Genomic DNA, 17,257 nt, shown 5'->3' with positions numbered 1-17,257 from the left:
GGCGCGCAAGTACCGACCACCGGGCGCGATCGATGCCCGGCGTTGCCGGCATCACGAGCCGAGGGCGTCACACGGGGCGCCCGACCGGCGGACGTGTCGACCGTACCGATCGACGGCGGGCCGCCGATCGCGTTGGGCGCTGCGCTTGCGTCAGCCGAAGCGCTCGGATCAGTACAGCCGCTTGGCGATCTCTTCGAGCATGACCTCGGTGGCCCCACCACCGATCGGCAGGATCCGGGCATCGCGGGTCATGCGCTCGATCGTCGACTCCCGCATGTAGCCGATGCCGCCGTGGAACTGGAGGCAGTCGTACATGACGTCGTTGACGACCTCGCATCCCCACGCCTTCACTCCCGACATGGCCCGCACGTTGTCGACGCCCTGATCACCCATCCACGCCGCGTGATACATCGACGCCCGCACGGCATCGACCTTGGCCTGGTTCATGGCCAACCGCTGACGGATCGCACCGAGGTCGAACAGCCGCCCACCGAACGCGGCCCGGTCCTGGCAGTACGACGCGGTCATGTCGATCGCGGCCTGGGCTGCGCCGACGCCCATGCCGACCAGCACCATCCGCTCGTTCTGGAAGTTCTTCATGGTCTCGTAGAAGCCGCGGTGCACGGTGCCGAGCACGGCGGTGTCGGGCACCCACACGTCATCGAGGACCAACTCGGCGGTGTCGGAACAACGCCACCCGTGCTTGTCGAGCTTGGTCGCCACGGAGAATCCTTCGGTGCCCTTGGGCACGAGGAACATCGTGATGCCGTAGCGGTTGTCGGGATCGGTCTTGGCCGCGACGATCGTGAGGTCGCCGTAGACGCCATTGGTGATGTAGGTCTTGGTGCCGTTGATCCGCCAGCCATCGCCGTCCTTCACGGCCGAGGTGCGGATGCCGGCGACGTCGGATCCGGCATCGGGCTCCGTGACGCCGATCGAAAGAATCGTCTCACCCGCCAGCACGCTGGGCGCCCACTCGGCGAGCTGGTCGTCATTGGCCGAGTTGAACAGGTGCGGGCCGGCCATGTCGGTATGGACGAGCACGGTCACGTCGAACCCGGCATACGTCGAAGCCCCGAGTGCCTCCGAGAACGTGGCCGACGCGAGCATGCCCATACCGAGGCCACCAACGGATTCGGGAACCCGAAGGCCGAGCATGCCGAGACCGCCCATCTTCGTGAGCACCTCGCGAGGCACCTTGCCCGCCTCTTCCCAGGCGTCGCCGTTGGGGACGACCTCCTTGGTGACGAACTCGACGGTCTGGTCGTAGATCGCCTCGAGCTCGTCGGTCATGTAGGCGTTGCGCTTGGCGATCGGGCGTTGGCTGGTGGAGCTCATGAGTGGACCTCTTCGAAGGTGACGAGAACTTGGTGGGACACGGTCTGATCGCCCGGCTTCACCCGGACCTCGGCGACGACGCCGGGCCCGGTGGCCTTCAGCGAGTGGAGCATCTTCATGGCTTCCACCACCACGACGACGTCGCCACCGTTGACGTGGTCGCCGGGAGCGACCGGGGCCTCGGTGACCACGGCCGGGAACGGTGAGGTGATGGCGCCGGCGTGGCCGTGACCGACCTCGGCCGATGGCGCCCAGAAGTCGGTGCGGGGCACGACACGGAAGGTGTGGGTCATGCCATCGACGTTGACCGCAACCGACGACTGCCCGAGCGCATCGACCCGATGCGTACTGGCTGCGCTGCGTGACGCTGCAGCAGCGTCGACAAGAGCCTCCGACGGCTCGACGCTGAACGTCTCGCCGGACTGATGCTCGAGGTGGAGCGGGCGCCGAGTGCGATGCGGGGTGAGCGAGAAGTCGGGCAGTTGGGTCCACGGACCCGAGGCCGCCTTGGACCGTTCGTGCGCTCGCCACACATCGGCGGCACGCTGCGCCGCGGCGGCGATGTCGACGTCGGTCGGGATGTCGGTGTCGTCGAGGAAACGAGTGGTGACCCGTCCGTCGACGACCGGCGGTTGGTCGATCAGCCAACGATGGAAACCGGCATTCGTGACGAGCCCGCCCACGATCAGACCGTCGAGACAGCGTCGCAGGCGGGCCAGTGCGGTGGCTCGATCGGCACCGTCGACGATCAGCTTGGCCACCATGGCGTCGTAGTGCGGCGACACCACCGACCCCTCGACCACACCGGCGTCCCAGCGGGCTTCGCCCGGAACAACCAGATGTGTGATGGTGCCGGTCTGGGGGAAGAAGCCGGCCGCTGGGTCCTCGGCGTTGATGCGGGCCTCGATGGCATGGCCGGTGAGCACCACGTCGTCCTGTGACAGCGACAGCGGCTCGCCGGCGGCGGAACGGATCTGCAGTTCGACGAGATCGAGACCGGTGACGAACTCGGTGACGGGATGTTCGACCTGGAGACGAGTGTTCATCTCGAGGAAGAAGTAGTCGCCGGTCTCGTCGTCGACGATGAACTCGACCGTGCCGGCAGAGTCGTAGCCGATCGACGCTGCCAGCGCCGTGGCACTCGCTCGCAGTCCGGCTCGGGTGTCGTCGGGCAAGTTCGGCGCCGGCGCCTCCTCGAGCAGCTTCTGATAGCGACGCTGCACCGAGCACTCGCGGGTGCCGAGGTTGATCTGGTGCCCGTGCTTGTCACCGACGACCTGCACCTCGACGTGCCGGGGCCGCTGGATGTAGCGCTCCACGATCATGGCGGCGTCGCCGAACGAGCGCTCGGCTTCGGTCATGGCCTCACCGAGCGCCTCGCCGAACCCGGCCGGTTCGTGCACGATTCGGATGCCCTTGCCGCCACCTCCGGCCGCAGCCTTGACCAAGACCGGGAACCCGATGCGTTCGGCCGCTGCGGCGAGATCGGCGGGATCCTGCGATTCGTCGAAGCCGGGAATGATCGGTACCCCGGCGTCGGCGGCGAGACGGCGGGCCTCGATCTTGGAACCCATGCGTTCGACGGCGTCGGGGTGCGGTCCGATCCAGATCATGCCGGCCTCGGCGACGGCTCGGGCGAAGCCGGTGTTCTCCGACAGGAACCCATAGCCGGGGTGGACGGCGGTGGCGCCGGTGTCGGCGGCTGCAGCCAGGAGACGCTCGATCGACAGGTACGAGGAGGCAAGATCGGCCGGCCCGATCCGGACGGCGAGACTCGCCTCGGCGACGAACGGCGCGTTGGCATCGGGATCGGCGTAGACGGCGACGGTCTCGTGACCGAGCCGATGGGCGGTGCGGATGACCCGGCGAGCGATCTCGCCCCGGTTGGCAATGAGGATTCTCACGTCGTCACATCCTGTACACGAGGCCGCGGCCTGGGCCCGGTTCGTCTTGTCGGGCGGCAAGCGCCAGGCACAGGCCGAGCGTGTCGCGGGTGTGGATCGGGTCGATCAGGCCGTCGTCCCAGAGTCGTGAGGTGGCGTAGTACGGGTCGGACTGCATCTCGTACTGGCCGCGGATCTCGGCCCGGATGGCGGCGATCTCTTCCTCGGTGGTCTCGGCCCCCTTGAGACCGCCGAGCCGAATGTCGACCAGCACCGTCTCGGCGGTGTCGGCAGCCATCGTGGCGATCCGGGAGTTCGGCCAGGCAAACAGGAACCGGGGCTGGAAGCCGCGACCGCACATGCCGTAGTTGCCGGCGCCGTAGGCGCCACCGGTCAGCACCGTGTAGCGGGGCACGGTGGCGTTTGCGACCGCTGCCACCATCTTCGCCCCGTTCTTGGCGATGCCGCCGGACTCGGAGTCCTTGCCGACCATGTAGCCGGAGGTGTTCTGCAGGAAGAGCAACGGGATCCGACGCTGCTCGCACATCTCGATGAAGTGGGTGGCCTTCAGGGCCGACTCCGAGAAGATGATTCCGTTGTTGGCAATGATCCCGACCTGGTGGCCCCAGATCCGGGCGAAGCCGCACACGATCGATTCGCCCCACTCCGGCTTGAACTCGGCGAAGCGGGAACCATCGACCAGTCGAGCGATGATGTCGCGGGCGTCGAACGGAATCCGGTCGTCGGCCGAGATGATCCCGTAGAGGTCCTCGGCCGGGTAGAGCGGCGGTTCCGGCTCGATCCAGTCGAGCCAGTCCTGGCGTTCGTCGATGCGCCGCTGGTTCGTGGTCTCGCAGATCTCACGCAACTTGGCGTAGGCCTCGGCCTCGGTATCGGTGCGGTAGTCGCTCACTCCCGAGATGCGGGTGTGGAGCTCGGCACCGCCCAGGTCGTCGGGTTCGACGATCTCGCCGAGTGCCGCCTTCACGATCGGGGGACCGCCGAGGAAGATGCGACCGATGCCTTCGACCATGATCACTTCGTCGGACAGCGCTGGTACATAGGCTCCGCCGGCGGTGCAGCCGCCGAGGACCACCGAGAGTTGGGGCAGCCCCTGGGCCGACAGTCGCGCTTGCCGATAGAACGAGCCGCCGAAGTGGTCCTTGTCGGGGAAGATCTCGTCTTGCAGCGGGAGGAAGGCGCCACCGGAATCCACCAGGTAGATCACGCCGAGTTCGTTCTCCTCGGCGATCTGCTGCGCTCGCACGTGCTTCTTGATCGACACCGGAAGGAGTGAGCCACCCTTCACGGTCGCATCGTTGGCGATGAACACGTACGGCACACCGTGGACGAGTCCGATGCCGGTGACGAGCCCGCCGCCCGGCGCCGAGTCGTCGTACTGGCCGTAGCCACTCAACGTCGAGAACTCCATGAATGGCGTGCCGTGATCGGTGACCATGGCGATGCGGTCGCGCACCATCACCTTCCCGCGAGCAAGATGGCGCTCGATGCTGCGATCGCGCCCGTGACCGCCGTCGATGGCCCACTGCATCCGCTCGGCGAGCGTGTCGGCAAGGGCCCGGTAGGCCTCGGTGTTGGCGGCGAAAGCGGCGGCATCGCGATCGACTCGGCTGACAACAGGCTGCATCACTGCACCTGCCTTTCCTGACGGGTGACACCGAACCAGAACTGGTCGGTGACCACGTTGGCGAAGTGGTCGAGGTTGCCTCGACCGGCATCGAACCATTCGATCGATGAATTCATGGCGCCGAACAGCACGAGGCGGAGGATGCTGATCTCGTCGGCCGGGCGTTCGGGCAGTAGTTCGGCCAACAGCGCCGTCCACTTCGCCTCGTAGGCGTCTCGGAACGGCACGACGGCGACCCGCACCGCTTCCGGAGCGGTCCGGAAGGTGGTGATGTGCAGCGAGGTGTAGGGGTAGTGACCGTGCAGCACCTCGAGGTGACCGACGACGTGGGCAAGGAGCCGAGACCGGTGCGCCGCCTCGTCGGACGCCGACGAGACGGCCGACCACTCGAGTTCGACGAGCTCGAACCGGTCGGTCATCAACTCGATCCCTCGCTCCAACACGCTGACCAACAGGTCGTCCTTGGAGGCGAAGTGGTAGTAGAGCGAACCGGCCTTCATGTCGATGTCGGCGGCAATGACTCGCAGCGAGGTCTCGGCGAAGCCGCGTTCGGCGAACAAACGCGCCGACGAGTCGAGAATCCGTTCCCTCCCACTGGCGGCGCTTCCGTCGATCACGGCGACAACCTACCTAACGACTGTTAGGTTGTCCAGTCGTATCCGGAGGCCGGGCGTCCTCCCTGTTCAGCGACTCAGTGGTTGTTGCGGGGAACGCCTCGGGCGGCGATCCGCTGGTAGGCGACCGCCGGTTTCAGCACCATGCCGCGGTCGAGTCGGTCGACCATGCTCCGCTGGATCTCCTGCCACGGCGTCTGATGGTCGGGATAGGCGAAGCCTCCGGCCGCTTCGAGGTCAGTCAGCCGCGCCGCCAGTTCGGCGTCGTCGACCAGCAGGTCGACGCGCCGCTTTGCGAGGTCGATCCGCACCCGGTCACCGCTGCGCAGCACGGCGAGTCCGGAGTTCTCGGCGGCTTCAGGCGAAGCGTTGAGGATCGACGGCGAACCGGAGGTGCCCGACTGGCGACCGTCGCCGACGCACGGCAGGGCGGTCACTCCCCGCTTGAGCAGTGACGCCGGCGCCCGCATGTTCACGACCTCGGCCGAACCCGGGTAGCCGATGGGCCCGGTGCCCCGCATGAACAGGATCGAGTATTCGTCGGCGCCGAGCGCCTCGTCGTCGATCCGCTCGTGGAAGTCCTCGGGCCCGTCGAACACGATCGCATTGCCGACGAACGCCTCGGGATCGTCGGGGTTGCTCAGGTAGCGATCCCGGAACTCGGGCGAGATCACCGACGTCTTCATGATCGCGGTCTCGAACAGGTTGCCGGTCATCACAAGGAAGCCTGCGTCGCCCACCAGCGGCTGGTCGAACGGCCGGATCGCGTCGGTGTCCCCGGAGCGGGCGTCGGCACAGTTCTCGGCGAGCGTTCGCCCGTTGACGGTCATGGCGTCGGTGCGGATGAGGTCGTGCGCCAGCAACTCGTGGACGACCGCCGGCAGACCTCCGGCCCGGTGGTACTCCTCACCCAGATAGACCCCGGCGGGTTGCATGTTCACCAACAGCGGCACGTGATGCCCGATGGTCTCCCAATCGGCGAGATCGAGCTCGACACCGACGTGCCGAGCGATGGCGTTGACGTGGATGGGAGCGTTGGTCGAGCCCCCGATCGCGGAGCAGACCACGATCGCGTTCTCGAACGACGACCGGGTCATGACATCCGACGGCTTGAGGTCGTCCCGCACCATGTCGACGATCCGGCGGCCGGTCGCGTAGGCGCACTGGCCGCGCTCTCGGTAGGGGCCTGGAATCGACGCGGCGCCCGGCAGGGTCATGCCCAGCGCCTCGGCCAGCGCGTTCATCGTCGACGCCGTGCCCATGGTGTTGCAGTGCCCGACCGACGGCGCCGATGACGCCACCAACTCCATGAACCCGTCGTAGTCGACCTCGCCCCGAGCGAGGAGCTCTCGTGCCTTCCAAACGATGGTGCCCGATCCGGTCCGCTCGCCGTCGTGCCAGCCGTTGAGCATCGGCCCACCCGGCAGCGCAATGGCCGGGATGTCGACCGTCGCCGCCGCCATCAGCATGGCCGGCGTGGTCTTGTCACAGCCGGTCGTGAGGACCACTCCGTCGAGCGGATACCCGTGCAGCACCTCGACCAGCGAGAGGTAGGCGAGGTTGCGGTCGACCGCTGCCGTCGGGCGCTTGCCGGTCTCCTGGATCGGGTGGGTGGGGAACTCGAACGCGATGCCACCGTTGGCCGTGATGCCGTCGCGGACCCGCTTCGCCAGTTCGAGGTGATGCCGGTTGCAGGGCGAGAGATCCGACCCGGACTGGGCGATCCCGATGATCGGGCGACCCGACTGAAGCTCGTCTCGGGTCAGGCCGAAATTCAGGTAGCGCTCGATGTAGAGCGCCGTCATCGGCGGATCGTCGGGGTTGTCGAACCACGCCTGCGATCGCAATCTCGTCGTCATCGACGCGACCGTAGCCCGCACCGGCCGAACGTGACGGCGATCACCAGCGCGACCGGAGTTGACGAACCGCGGATAGAACCAGGGTGATGAGTGCCTTCGGCGATGCGATCACCGCACTCGGTCTCACGGTCCTCTCCGAGACCGGCGACAAGAGCCAGCTCCTGCTCATTGCCCTGGCCGCTCGATGGCGGCGCGCTCCGGTCGCCGTTGGTGGCGTTCTCGGCATCACCGGCGTCCAACTCCTGGCCGTCGCTGCCGGTGGTCTTCTGAGTTCTCGTGCCGATGGGCAGCTGGCGACGACCATCGCCGTCGTCGTCGGTATCGTCTTCGTCGTTCTCGGCCTGGTTGCGCTCGCATCCGCTCGTGCCCCCGAACAAGCGGAGCCGGACGACGAGGCCCTCGTCAACGAACGGCGGTCGGCGTCGTGGCTCTCGACGGTCGGCCTCACGGCGGGATTGCTGTTCGCGGCCGAGCTCGGCGACAAGACGATGTTCACCACTGCGGCGCTCTCGGCGGTCCGTTCACCGGTCGCTGTGCTCGTCGGGGCCAGCGCAGCGTTTGCGATCCTGGCCACGATCGCCGTGCTGATCGGTGGCGCCTTCGCCGACCGGGTGCCCGAACGCGCTCTCAAGGTGCTTGCCGGAGGCGCGTTTCTGGTGACCGGCGTGGTCACGATCATCACCGCCTGATCGCTCGGTCGGGCGCACCGCCCTGCGCCGACGGATGCGTTGGCCCCGAGTCGGGGCGTACGCTCCGACGATGACCGAAGGATCGAGCCACATCTTCACCCGGGCGACGGATCGGCCCCTGGCCGTTCACGCCACCGGGCGCACCGTTCTGGCCAGCGACGGCAAGCACTACCTCGACGGAGCGGGCGGGGCGATCGCGAACTCGATCGGTCACGGCCACCCCGCCGTCGTCGCGGCGATGGCGGAACAGGCGGCCTCGGTCGACTACGTCCACGCCACCCAGTTCGGGTCGCTGGCCCTCGAGCGCTACACCGATGCGGTCGCTCCGCTCGTGCCGATTGACGACGTCAGGATCTTTCCGGTGAGCGGCGGCAGTGAGGCCAACGAGACGGCGTTCAAACTGGCTCGCGCCTACCACCTTGCCCGCGGCGAGGACCGCCACCTCATCGCTGCCCGCCACGGCGCGTATCACGGCAACACCCGAGGCGTCCTCGATGCCTCGGACCGACCGGCATTGAGCAGTGGCTACGAACCGTGGATCGGCCAGACCGTCCGGGTCCCGATGGCCAACCCCTATCGAGACACACGGTCGGGAGCGGAGATCGTCGCCGAGACCGAGGACACGCTGAGGTCCGTCGGGATCGAGTCGGTCGCCGCCTTCATCGCCGAGCCAGTGAGCGGCGCAACGCTCGGCGCGATGGTGCCTCCCGACGACTACTGGCCCGCTCTCGCCGACATGTGCCGCCGCCACGGCATCCTCCTCATCGCCGACGAGGTGATGACCGGCTTCGGTCGCACCGGCAAGTGGTTCGCCTGCGAGCACTGGGGGGTGCGTCCCGACATCATCACCGCGGGCAAGGGCGCGTCGAGCGGCTATTGGCCACTCGGGCTGTGCATGGCCTCCGGCGAGATCTTCGACACCGTCGAACGAGCGGCCAACTTCGTCCATGGCTTCACCTGGTCACATCATCCGATCGGCGCCGCTGTCGCCAACGCCGTCCTCGGCGTGCTCAAGCAGGAGTACCTCGTCGACACCGCCGGCCCGAAGGGCGAGCATCTCCGCTCACTGCTGACCAACCGGCTCGGCGATCACCCGAACGTGGGTGACATCCGCGGCCTCGGTCTGTTGTGCGCGGTCGAGTTCGTCGCCGATCGGGCAACAAAGGCGCCGTTCGACCAGCCCGGTACGGCACAACGGGTCACCGACGCCTGCTTCGACCATGCCCTCACGGTCTACCCCTGCGGCTCGGCGGTTGACGGCGCAATTGGCGACGCCGTATTGATCGGACCACCCCTGTCGGTCACCACCGACGAACTCACCGAGATGGCCGACCGCCTGGCCGCCGGGGTGGCCGACGCGCTCCCGATCGTCTGAGCACCTCAGCACTCACTCGATCCCACGCGCCACTCACACGACGGTGGTGAACGACATTCCGGCGTGGTCCTCGAGTCGCTCGACGAGCCGTTCCCCAATCGCGGTCGACGGTGTCCAGAAGCCGCCACCGGCGTCGTCCTCGTCGTCTTCGACCAGGCAGAACGCGACCTCGGCCAGCATCCGCGCCGTGGCGCCGTAGCCCGGATCTCGGTCACCGGTGACAGAGATCTGGAGCTGCTCGCCAGCTGCGGTCTCGCCGAAGAACCGAAGGTCGAATGAGCCAGCTTCCTGTTGCTCGAGGCTCGGTCCTTCGCCCGGCTTCGGCAGCACCCGATCGTTCAGCAGCTGTCGGACGGGACCGATCGCAGTGAGAGCGAACAGGCTGGCGAGTCCGCCCGAGACGGCCACCGCCTTGGCCATGCCGATCGGACCGTCGCCCATCAACATGGCCTCGTCGTAGCGGAAGTCGTCACCCCAGGGGCGCCCTTGCAAGGCATGGCTCCGGTGGACGACCCGGGTGTTGATGCCCGCCATCACGAAGGGGGCCACCCACTGCCCGGACGCATCGTCGTGCACCGGCGTGATCACGTTCGGCTGTTCGACACCGTCGCGCATTCCCTCGGGCGCCAGCGCATAGGGATTGGCCATCAGCTTGCGGAGCTCGGGATCGTGGGAGGTCTCCTCGACCACGTTCATCAGACTGGCGATGGTGCCGCCACTCGCTCCGCCCGCCATGTGCTTCACGCGCATCGCCACCGTCGTGCACGGCGCACCGAAGCGCTCCTCAGCCTCGGCCTGGAGGACCGCAACGCCGAGATCGGAGGGGATCGAGTCGAACCCGCACGAATGGACGATGCGGGCACCGCTGGCCTCGGCCGTCGCCTGGTGTGCGTCGATCATGCGACGCATCCACTGCGGCTCGCCGGTGAGATCGCAATAGTCGGTACCGGCCGCCGCACACGCCGCCACCAGCTCCGAGCCGTACAACGCATAGGGCCCGACGGTCGACACCACCACGTGCGCCGATGCGGCGAGTGCCGCCATGTCAGTGGGACTCGTGGCGTCGGCCACGATGCGTTCGACCGACGCGCCAGTCGCCTCGGCCACCTCGGCCAGCTTCTTCGCACTGCGCCCAGCGATGGCCCACTGGAGCTGATCGGGATCGGACTCGGGTCCGCCGACGCCGTGTCGCTCGACCAGCACCCGGCACAGGATCTGTCCGACGAAGCTGGTGGCGCCGAACACGATCAGGTCGAGGCGCCGATCGTCGTCTCGGGTCACGGGCACCGGCGTGGCATCATCCTTCGCCATGCACCGATTCTAGATCGCACGTGCGCTGGGTCGAGACCGCTCGTGTGCCGGTCCACCTGGTCGGGTGCCGTCAGGCAGCAGCGGCGACGAGGGCTTCGAGCACGGGCACCTTGGCCTTGCACCGCGCCACGTCTCGATCCGACAGCAGGCCACGTTCGTTCCATCCCAGCAGCACCTGCACGGACTGAGCGGTCCAGAGGGGGTCGTCAAGCGCTTCGAGGAGGGCGTCGAGCACGAAGGTCGGCTCGTTGCAGATCTCGCTCAACGGCTCGAGGACGTCGTGCGGCGGCGCGGCGTGTTGCGGCTGAGACAGTTCGAGATGCAGCACGCGGCGCAGCGCAAGCCATGACTCGGGACGGCGCTGGCGGGCCAGGGCAGCAATCACCAGCGGTCCGAGCTCAGAGGGAAGGTAGGGGTAGATCCGCTCGAATCGTGACGCCGAGAGGCCCCCGAGATCGGTCTGGAGCAGCGTCAGTGCCTGGCGGCCGGCGTCCGGTCCGCCGGCGTCGATGAGGTCGGGGATGAACGTCACGAGCGTTCCGAGGTCGGCGAGTGACATCGTCTCAGGGTCGAGCTCGCACAATTCGGCCAACGCCCGCCTGCGGGTCTCGACGAACGGCGAACGACAACGGAGGAGCAGGCGGAGAAGCGATGACGTGGCCATTGCCGGAAGGCATCGGCACGGTGGAGCCCCGGCTTGACACGAATCGACGAAGTCGATCGCATGACACCGACTCGACGCAGTCGATCGCATGACACTGAACTGACGGCGAGCGCCTACGCTGCGCCGATGGACGGCGTGGCAGCGGATGTGGAGATGGAGAAGACCGTTCTGCCTGCAGTGATTCTGGCGTACGACGGGATCGCCGCCGACGAGGCGGGTGTCGTCGCCGAGGTCCTGACGAATGCCGGCACCCCCGTGATCGTTGCTGCCGTGCAGGTGCACGACGTCACCAGCTTTCACGGAAAGGTCCGGGCGTCCCGCTCGGCTGACGAGCTCGGTCCGTGCTCCGCCCTCATCGTTCCCGGCGGGATGGGTGTCCGAACGGCGGCCGCCGACGAGCGGTTGCTCGAGTCGGTTCGCAATCTCGCATCGCAGAGCACCTGGTTGGGTGCCACCTCGACCGGTTCGGTGTTGCTGGCTGCTGCTGGCCTGGCCAACGGGGCGCGAGCGACGACGCACTGGCTGGCGCAGGATCTCCTCGAGATGTGGGGCATCACACCCGTCGACCAGCCGTTCGTCGAGCACGGCCGGCTGCTCACCGCCTCCGGTCTGGGTTCGTCGGCAACGCTTGCGTTCCGGCTCGTCGGCGCGCTACACGGCGTCGAAGCCGAGCAACGAGCGAGGGACCGCTACCGGTCGTCATCGACGCCAACGCCGCCGCGCGGCCAGCGATTCTGGGGTTGGGGCAAGCGCCGCCATCGCATCGTCGAGCGGCCGGAGCCGGCCTTCGTCGATCGGGCGAGCGAGGTGGTACTGCTCGACCTGGACGCACGATCCGAGCGCTGACCTGAGCATGGTCCCGCCAACCGAGGCGGCAACGGCGTCAGTTGCGGCGCCCGCGCGCTGGCTTGGCGTCGCCGCTCGCCCGCTTCTGGATGTTGGCCCACTCATCCTTGAGTCCGACCGTCTGGTGGAAACGCAGCTCACCATCGAGCGGGGTGTCGGCGGCGAAGTAGCCGAGCCGCTCGAACTGCACGACCTGGCCGGGGACTGCGTCGGCGAGCGCTGGCTCGAGCTTGGCGTGTCGCTCGACCCGGGACTGGGGGTTGAGTGATGCGAACACGTCGTCGCCATCAGCCCCCGGGGTCGGATCGGTGAACAAGCGTCCGTATTCGTAGACCACGGCGTCGACTGCCGTGGGCGCCGACACCCAGTGCATCGTGGACTTCACCTTGCGACCGTCGGGGGCCGCGCCGCCCTTGGTCTCGGGGTCGTAGGTGGCGAGGACCTCGATCACATTGCCGTCGTCATCGGTGATGGCCTCGGTGGCGGTGACGAAGAAGCCGGCACGCAGTCGGACCTCACGACCGGGCGTGAGCCGGTAGTACTTCGGCGGCGGGTCGAGTTCGAAGTCGGCCTTCTCGATCCACAGCGACCCGGTGAACGGCACCTCGCGTGACCCGGCGGCAGGGTCTTCGGGGTTGTTGGGCACCTCGACCATCACGACCTCACCCTCGGGCCAGTTGGTGATGGTGAGCTTGATCGGATCGAGGACCGCCATGCGACGCAGCGCGGTCTGGTTGAGCTCGGTGCGGATGAACGATTCGAGGAGTTCGATGTCGTGGATGGCGTTGGTCTTCGCCACGCTGATCTTGTCCATGAACGCCCGGATAGCGGCCGGCGGGTAGCCCTTGCGACGCATGCCCCGCAGCGTTGGCATACGCGGATCGTCCCATCCGTCGACGTGGCCGTCTTCGACGAGCTGACGGAGTTTGCGCTTCGAGGTGATCGTATGGGTCAGGTTGAGGCGGGCGAACTCGGTCTGCTCGGGCGCGACGTCGGGCAGTTCGAGCTGGGCCAGACACCAGTCGTAGAGCGGCCGGTGGTCGGTGAACTCGAGCGTGCAGATAGAGTGGGTGACCAGCTCGATGGCGTCGGACTGGCCGTGCGCCCAGTCATACGTCGGGTAGATGATCCAGTCGTCATGCGTTCGGACGTGCGGCACTCGGCGGATGCGATAGAGCACCGGATCGCGCAGCTGCATGTTGTCGCTCTGCATGTCGATCTTGGCCCGGAGGACCTTCTCGCTGTCGGCGAAGGCACCGTCTCGCATCTGACGAAGCAGACCGAGGTTCTCCTCGACCGAACGGTTGCGGTAGGGGCTCTCGATCCCCGGCTTGCCGAACCCACCGCGCTGGGCGGAGATGGTCTCGGCATCCTGGTCGTCGACGTAGGCGAGGCCCTTGCTGACGAGGTCTTCGGCCCAGGCGTAGATCTGGGGGAAGTAGTCCGACGCGTAGCGGACCTCGGCGGGGGTGTACCCCAGCCAGGCGACGTCGTCGATGATCGCGTCGATGTACTCGTGATCTTCGGTCTCGGGATTGGTGTCGTCGAACCGGAGCATGCAGATGCCGCCGAATTCGGCCGCCAGCTCGAAGTTCAGGCAGATCGCCTTGGCGTGGCCGATGTGCAGATAGCCGTTCGGCTCGGGCGGAAAGCGGGTCTGGACCCGACCGCCGTACTTGCCCGATGCCAGGTCGGCACGGATCTTGTCCCGGATGAAATCGGTACCGGTGGACTCGCCGAGGCCGTCGGCACCAGTTGCAGTCGAGGTCATGCCTCCAGAGCTAGCAGCTCTTGGCGAGATTGCGACGCGACGCTCCCCATTTCCACCGAGCGAGGTCGCCTTGCAAGGCGGCAGGATGGGACGACAATCAACTCGCGGTGGGTGGCGAGCTGCAACTATCGTCACCGGGGCCACAGCACGAGGCGGAGCAGATGAAGATCCCAGCAACACTGCGCAAGGTCACCAACCACGATGCGCCGATGGCCGACACCACATCGGGCGTCGTGCGTGGCAGCTATCGACGAAAGCGCACGATCGCTCGCTACCAGGGCATTCCCTACGCTGCCTCGACCGCCGGCGAGCGTCGCTGGCGGCCACCTGCTCCCCCCGAGCCATGGACCGGCGTCCGCTCATGCACCCGGCCGAGCCCGATGGCCTACCAGCGGGCGGCCAACATGCAGGCGTTCTTCGACGAGCTGGTCACCGGGGTCGGGATCCCGCCGGCGAAGAAGCGGGCAATGGCGCTCGCCCTCAAACTGCCCCGTCCGCAGAGCGAGGACTGTCTGACCGTCAACGTGCAGCATCCGGTGGGTGCCAGCGGGCTCCCGGTGATGATGTGGATCCACGGTGGCGATCAGACCGACGGCAGCGGCACCGATCCCTTCTACACCGCTCCCGACCTTGCCGAGCGAGGCTGCGTGCTCGTCACGTTCAACTACCGCCTCGGACTCTTCGGCTGGTTCGCTCATCCCGAATTGGCCGAAGAATCGGCGAACCAACCGTCGCTGGGCGATGGCCGACCCGAGGGGCACGACGTCTCGGGTAACTACGGCCTACTCGACCAGATCGCCGCGCTCGAATGGGTGCGCGACAACATCGCTTCGTTCGGCGGCGACCCCGGACAGGTCACGATCTTCGGCGAGTCGGCCGGCGGCCAAGGGGTGCTCAACCTCATGACGGCTCCGGCAGCCCGCAGCTTGTTCCACCGAGCGATCGCCCAGAGCCCGAGCGACTCCGCTCGCTGGCTGCACCAGCGCAAACCGATGCTCGACTTCCCACCGGCCGAGGCATCCGGCCGTGCCTTTGCCGACCTTGCCGTCGGCGAGGCGGCGGATCAGTTGGCACGACTGCGAGCCATGGATGCCGACGCGCTCCATGCGCTGTATCAGTCCCACCCCGAACTGGGCCGAGGCTTCTACCCGAGCATCGACGGCGTCGTGCTTCCGGTCACGCCGATGACGGCCTTCTCCCGCCAACAGCAAGCGCCGGTCCCGCTGCTGATCGGCTACAACGCCGACGAGGCGTCACTCTTCCGGTCGGTCGTACACCCTGCCGGCGCCGAGTTCCCCCCGCCCCCCGATGGTCCCGAGTCGCTCGACCCCACCGAGATCCGCGACACGTTCGTCGCCTCGTTCGGCTCGGCCGAAGCGGTCGACGAGTTGTTCACGCTGTATCCCGGGCTCCAGTTTGCACGGGAAGACGCACGAGTGCGATACCTCGGCGATCATCTCTTCGGCGTGCATGTCGATCACGCCAGCCGCCAGCACGCTTCCGCCGGTCACCCCGTCTTCCGCTACTACTTCACCGCCGAGCCGCCGTCGCCCCGACAGACGCTCGGAGCATTCCACTCGGCCGAGATCCCCTACGTGTTCGGGCGGAGCCTGCCGCTCTTCCCCGTGGCCGAGGACCAACACCTGCTGGTACGCGACATGGGCGATCGCTGGTTCGCGTTCGCAGCAACCGGTGTTCCCGACTTCCCCGGCCGCCCGTCGTGGCCGGCGTTCGAGAACGCGAACCCTCGCCACATGGTGTTCGATCGCCCGTCGGGCATCGTCGAACCGCTGACGCCCGAGCCCGCCTTCGATCTCCTGCGATCCCGCATTCAGCACCTCACCGCCGTGGCCGAGGCGACGGCGCCCGTCGCCACTCCCGCCCGATCACCGCTGATCGATCTGTCCGACTCCTCTCCCTCCTACGAACGAGCCATGCCGTGACCACCACCTTCGATGCACTCTCCCCCGCCGAGCGCGGCGTACTGCAACGTCGAACGCTCTTCTCGCTCGTGGGCGGTGTCCTCCCCGGCGGTGGAGCGTTGACGGCGGCCGTGGCTGCCAACGCACTCCTGGGTGAGGAGATCACTGGGCGGGCGTCGCTCGGCACGTTGGCGGCCGCCTTCCTCACCATCGGAGGGACGCTGGCCACGACCCCGCTCGCCAGCTACACCTCGCGCCACGGACGGCGGCGCGGGCTTCGACTCGGCTGGGCCATCGGGTTCCTCGGCGCCATCAGCGCGTTCCTCGCTGCGGCGTTCGGCCTCTACCCGTTCCTGTTGATCGGCACACTGGCGATGGGCGCCGGTCAGGCCGCCAACCTCTCGGCTCGCTATGCCGCTGCCGATCTCGCCGACGAAACGAACCGGGCCAAGCAGATCGGCAAGCTGGTGTGGACATCGAGCTTCAGTTCGGCACTCGGACCCACGATCGCCCTCGGCGCCATGTCCGCGTTCGCCGTGTGGCTGGGACTCAATGAGTACGCGGGGCCGTACCTGATGGGCATCGTCCTGTTCGCCGTCGCCGCCTTCATGGTCGATCGCACCCTCCGGCCCGACCCGCTCGAGGTCATCGGTGGACTGCTACCGCCCGACGCCGACGCTCCAACGGGGATCGGCGCCATCCGGGCGCAGTTCGTGCGAGCCGGGGTCGGTATCCGCAAGATCTTCGTACTCCCCGCGGCGCGCCTGGCGATGGTGTCAATGCTCGTCGGCCAGGCGGTGATGGTCGGTGTGATGACCGCCACGCCACTCCACATGAAGTCCGGTGCCCACGAGATCCGCGTGATCGGCTTCGTCATCTCGGTGCACATCATCGGGATGTACTTCCTGTCGCCCATCGTCGGATGGTTGGTCGATCGTTTCGGTTCACGTCCTGTCATCGCCGCCGGCGGCGTGATCCTGTTCATCGGGTCCGAGATGGCGTCGCACACCCGAGCCGAGGACTCACTCGGGGTGTTCGTCGGCCTGTTCCTGGTCGGGGTCGGGTGGAGCTTCGGCCTCATCGCCGGCAGCTCGCTGCTCACCTCATCGTTCACCGTGGCCGAGCGGGTTCCCATCCAGGGTGCCGCCGACCTCGTCATGAGCGGTGCCGGTGCGATCGCCGCGTTGTCCGCCGGTGTGGTCTACGAGTTCGGCAGCTATCACGCGCTCAGCCACTATGCGGGTCTTGCTGCGGTCGGCATGGCGGCCTACGCGGTCTGGCGGATCCTGCGATCACGTGATCCCCAGACCGCCGTCGCCGTGTGAGCTCCACCGACC

The 17,257-nt window shown here is 67.5% G+C and carries 13 protein-coding genes; 5 read left to right on the top strand and 8 right to left on the bottom strand.

Annotated features, from left to right (window positions below):
- Positions 1-168: 168 nt before the first annotated feature.
- The 5 genes from R2733_18180 to R2733_18160 all read right to left on the bottom strand — a co-directional run bounded on the left by R2733_18180 (position 169) and on the right by R2733_18160 (position 7,342).
- Positions 169-1,338: an acyl-CoA dehydrogenase family protein gene (locus R2733_18180; protein MEZ5378437.1), complete on the bottom strand. Its 1,170-nt coding sequence runs from the start codon at positions 1,336-1,338 to the stop codon at positions 169-171.
- On the bottom strand, positions 1,335-3,242 hold the full coding sequence (locus tag R2733_18175) for a biotin carboxylase N-terminal domain-containing protein (GenBank protein MEZ5378436.1): 1,908 nt from the start codon (positions 3,240-3,242) through the stop codon (positions 1,335-1,337). The genes R2733_18180 and R2733_18175 overlap by 4 nt, the downstream gene beginning before the upstream one ends.
- Positions 3,243-3,246: 4 nt before the next feature.
- Positions 3,247-4,869, bottom strand: coding sequence for a carboxyl transferase domain-containing protein (locus R2733_18170; protein MEZ5378435.1), 1,623 nt, complete (start codon positions 4,867-4,869; stop codon positions 3,247-3,249).
- Positions 4,869-5,486 carry a TetR/AcrR family transcriptional regulator gene (locus R2733_18165; GenBank protein MEZ5378434.1) on the bottom strand — a complete coding sequence of 206 codons (618 nt, stop codon included), beginning with the start codon at positions 5,484-5,486 and terminating at the stop codon, positions 4,869-4,871. Before R2733_18165 ends, R2733_18170 begins: the two co-directional genes overlap by 1 nt.
- A 74-nt stretch (positions 5,487-5,560) precedes the next feature.
- Positions 5,561-7,342 carry an IlvD/Edd family dehydratase gene (locus tag R2733_18160; protein ID MEZ5378433.1) on the bottom strand — a complete coding sequence of 594 codons (1,782 nt, stop codon included), beginning with the start codon at positions 7,340-7,342 and terminating at the stop codon, positions 5,561-5,563.
- 86 nt (positions 7,343-7,428) lie between these two features.
- Between R2733_18160 and R2733_18155 the strand changes: the two genes are divergently transcribed.
- Positions 7,429-8,031: a TMEM165/GDT1 family protein gene (locus R2733_18155; protein MEZ5378432.1), complete on the top strand. Its 603-nt coding sequence runs from the start codon at positions 7,429-7,431 to the stop codon at positions 8,029-8,031.
- A gap of 70 nt (positions 8,032-8,101) precedes the next feature.
- Entirely contained in the window at positions 8,102-9,406 is a 1,305-nt protein-coding gene (locus R2733_18150) for an aminotransferase class III-fold pyridoxal phosphate-dependent enzyme (GenBank protein MEZ5378431.1), read from the top strand.
- A gap of 33 nt (positions 9,407-9,439) precedes the next feature.
- Here R2733_18150 and R2733_18145 read toward each other — a convergent pair whose 3' ends face one another.
- Positions 9,440-10,717 (bottom strand): saccharopine dehydrogenase NADP-binding domain-containing protein, encoded by a 1,278-nt coding sequence (locus R2733_18145; protein MEZ5378430.1) that lies wholly within the window; start codon positions 10,715-10,717, stop codon positions 9,440-9,442.
- Positions 10,718-10,787: 70 nt separating this feature from the next.
- Positions 10,788-11,276 (bottom strand): hypothetical protein, encoded by a 489-nt coding sequence (locus tag R2733_18140; GenBank protein MEZ5378429.1) that lies wholly within the window; start codon positions 11,274-11,276, stop codon positions 10,788-10,790.
- A gap of 231 nt (positions 11,277-11,507) precedes the next feature.
- On the opposite strand from R2733_18140, the gene R2733_18135 reads away from it, so the two are divergent.
- Positions 11,508-12,227 (top strand): DJ-1/PfpI family protein, encoded by a 720-nt coding sequence (locus R2733_18135; GenBank protein MEZ5378428.1) that lies wholly within the window; start codon positions 11,508-11,510, stop codon positions 12,225-12,227.
- Positions 12,228-12,264: 37 nt separating this feature from the next.
- Here R2733_18135 and R2733_18130 read toward each other — a convergent pair whose 3' ends face one another.
- Complete coding sequence (locus R2733_18130; GenBank protein MEZ5378427.1) at positions 12,265-13,998, bottom strand: glutamine--tRNA ligase/YqeY domain fusion protein; 1,734 nt, start codon at positions 13,996-13,998, stop codon at positions 12,265-12,267.
- Positions 13,999-14,159: 161 nt separating this feature from the next.
- On the opposite strand from R2733_18130, the gene R2733_18125 reads away from it, so the two are divergent.
- Entirely contained in the window at positions 14,160-15,941 is a 1,782-nt protein-coding gene (locus R2733_18125; protein MEZ5378426.1) for a carboxylesterase family protein, read from the top strand.
- Positions 15,938-17,245, top strand: a complete 1,308-nt coding sequence (locus R2733_18120; protein MEZ5378425.1) for an MFS transporter — start codon at positions 15,938-15,940, stop codon at positions 17,243-17,245. Before R2733_18125 ends, R2733_18120 begins: the two co-directional genes overlap by 4 nt.
- Positions 17,246-17,257: the final 12 nt, after the last annotated feature.

The sequence above is a fragment of the Acidimicrobiales bacterium genome, assembly GCA_041394265.1.
Taxonomy (GTDB): domain Bacteria; phylum Actinomycetota; class Acidimicrobiia; order Acidimicrobiales; family SZUA-35; genus JBBQUN01.
This window is presented reverse-complemented; position numbering and strand designations above follow the sequence as displayed.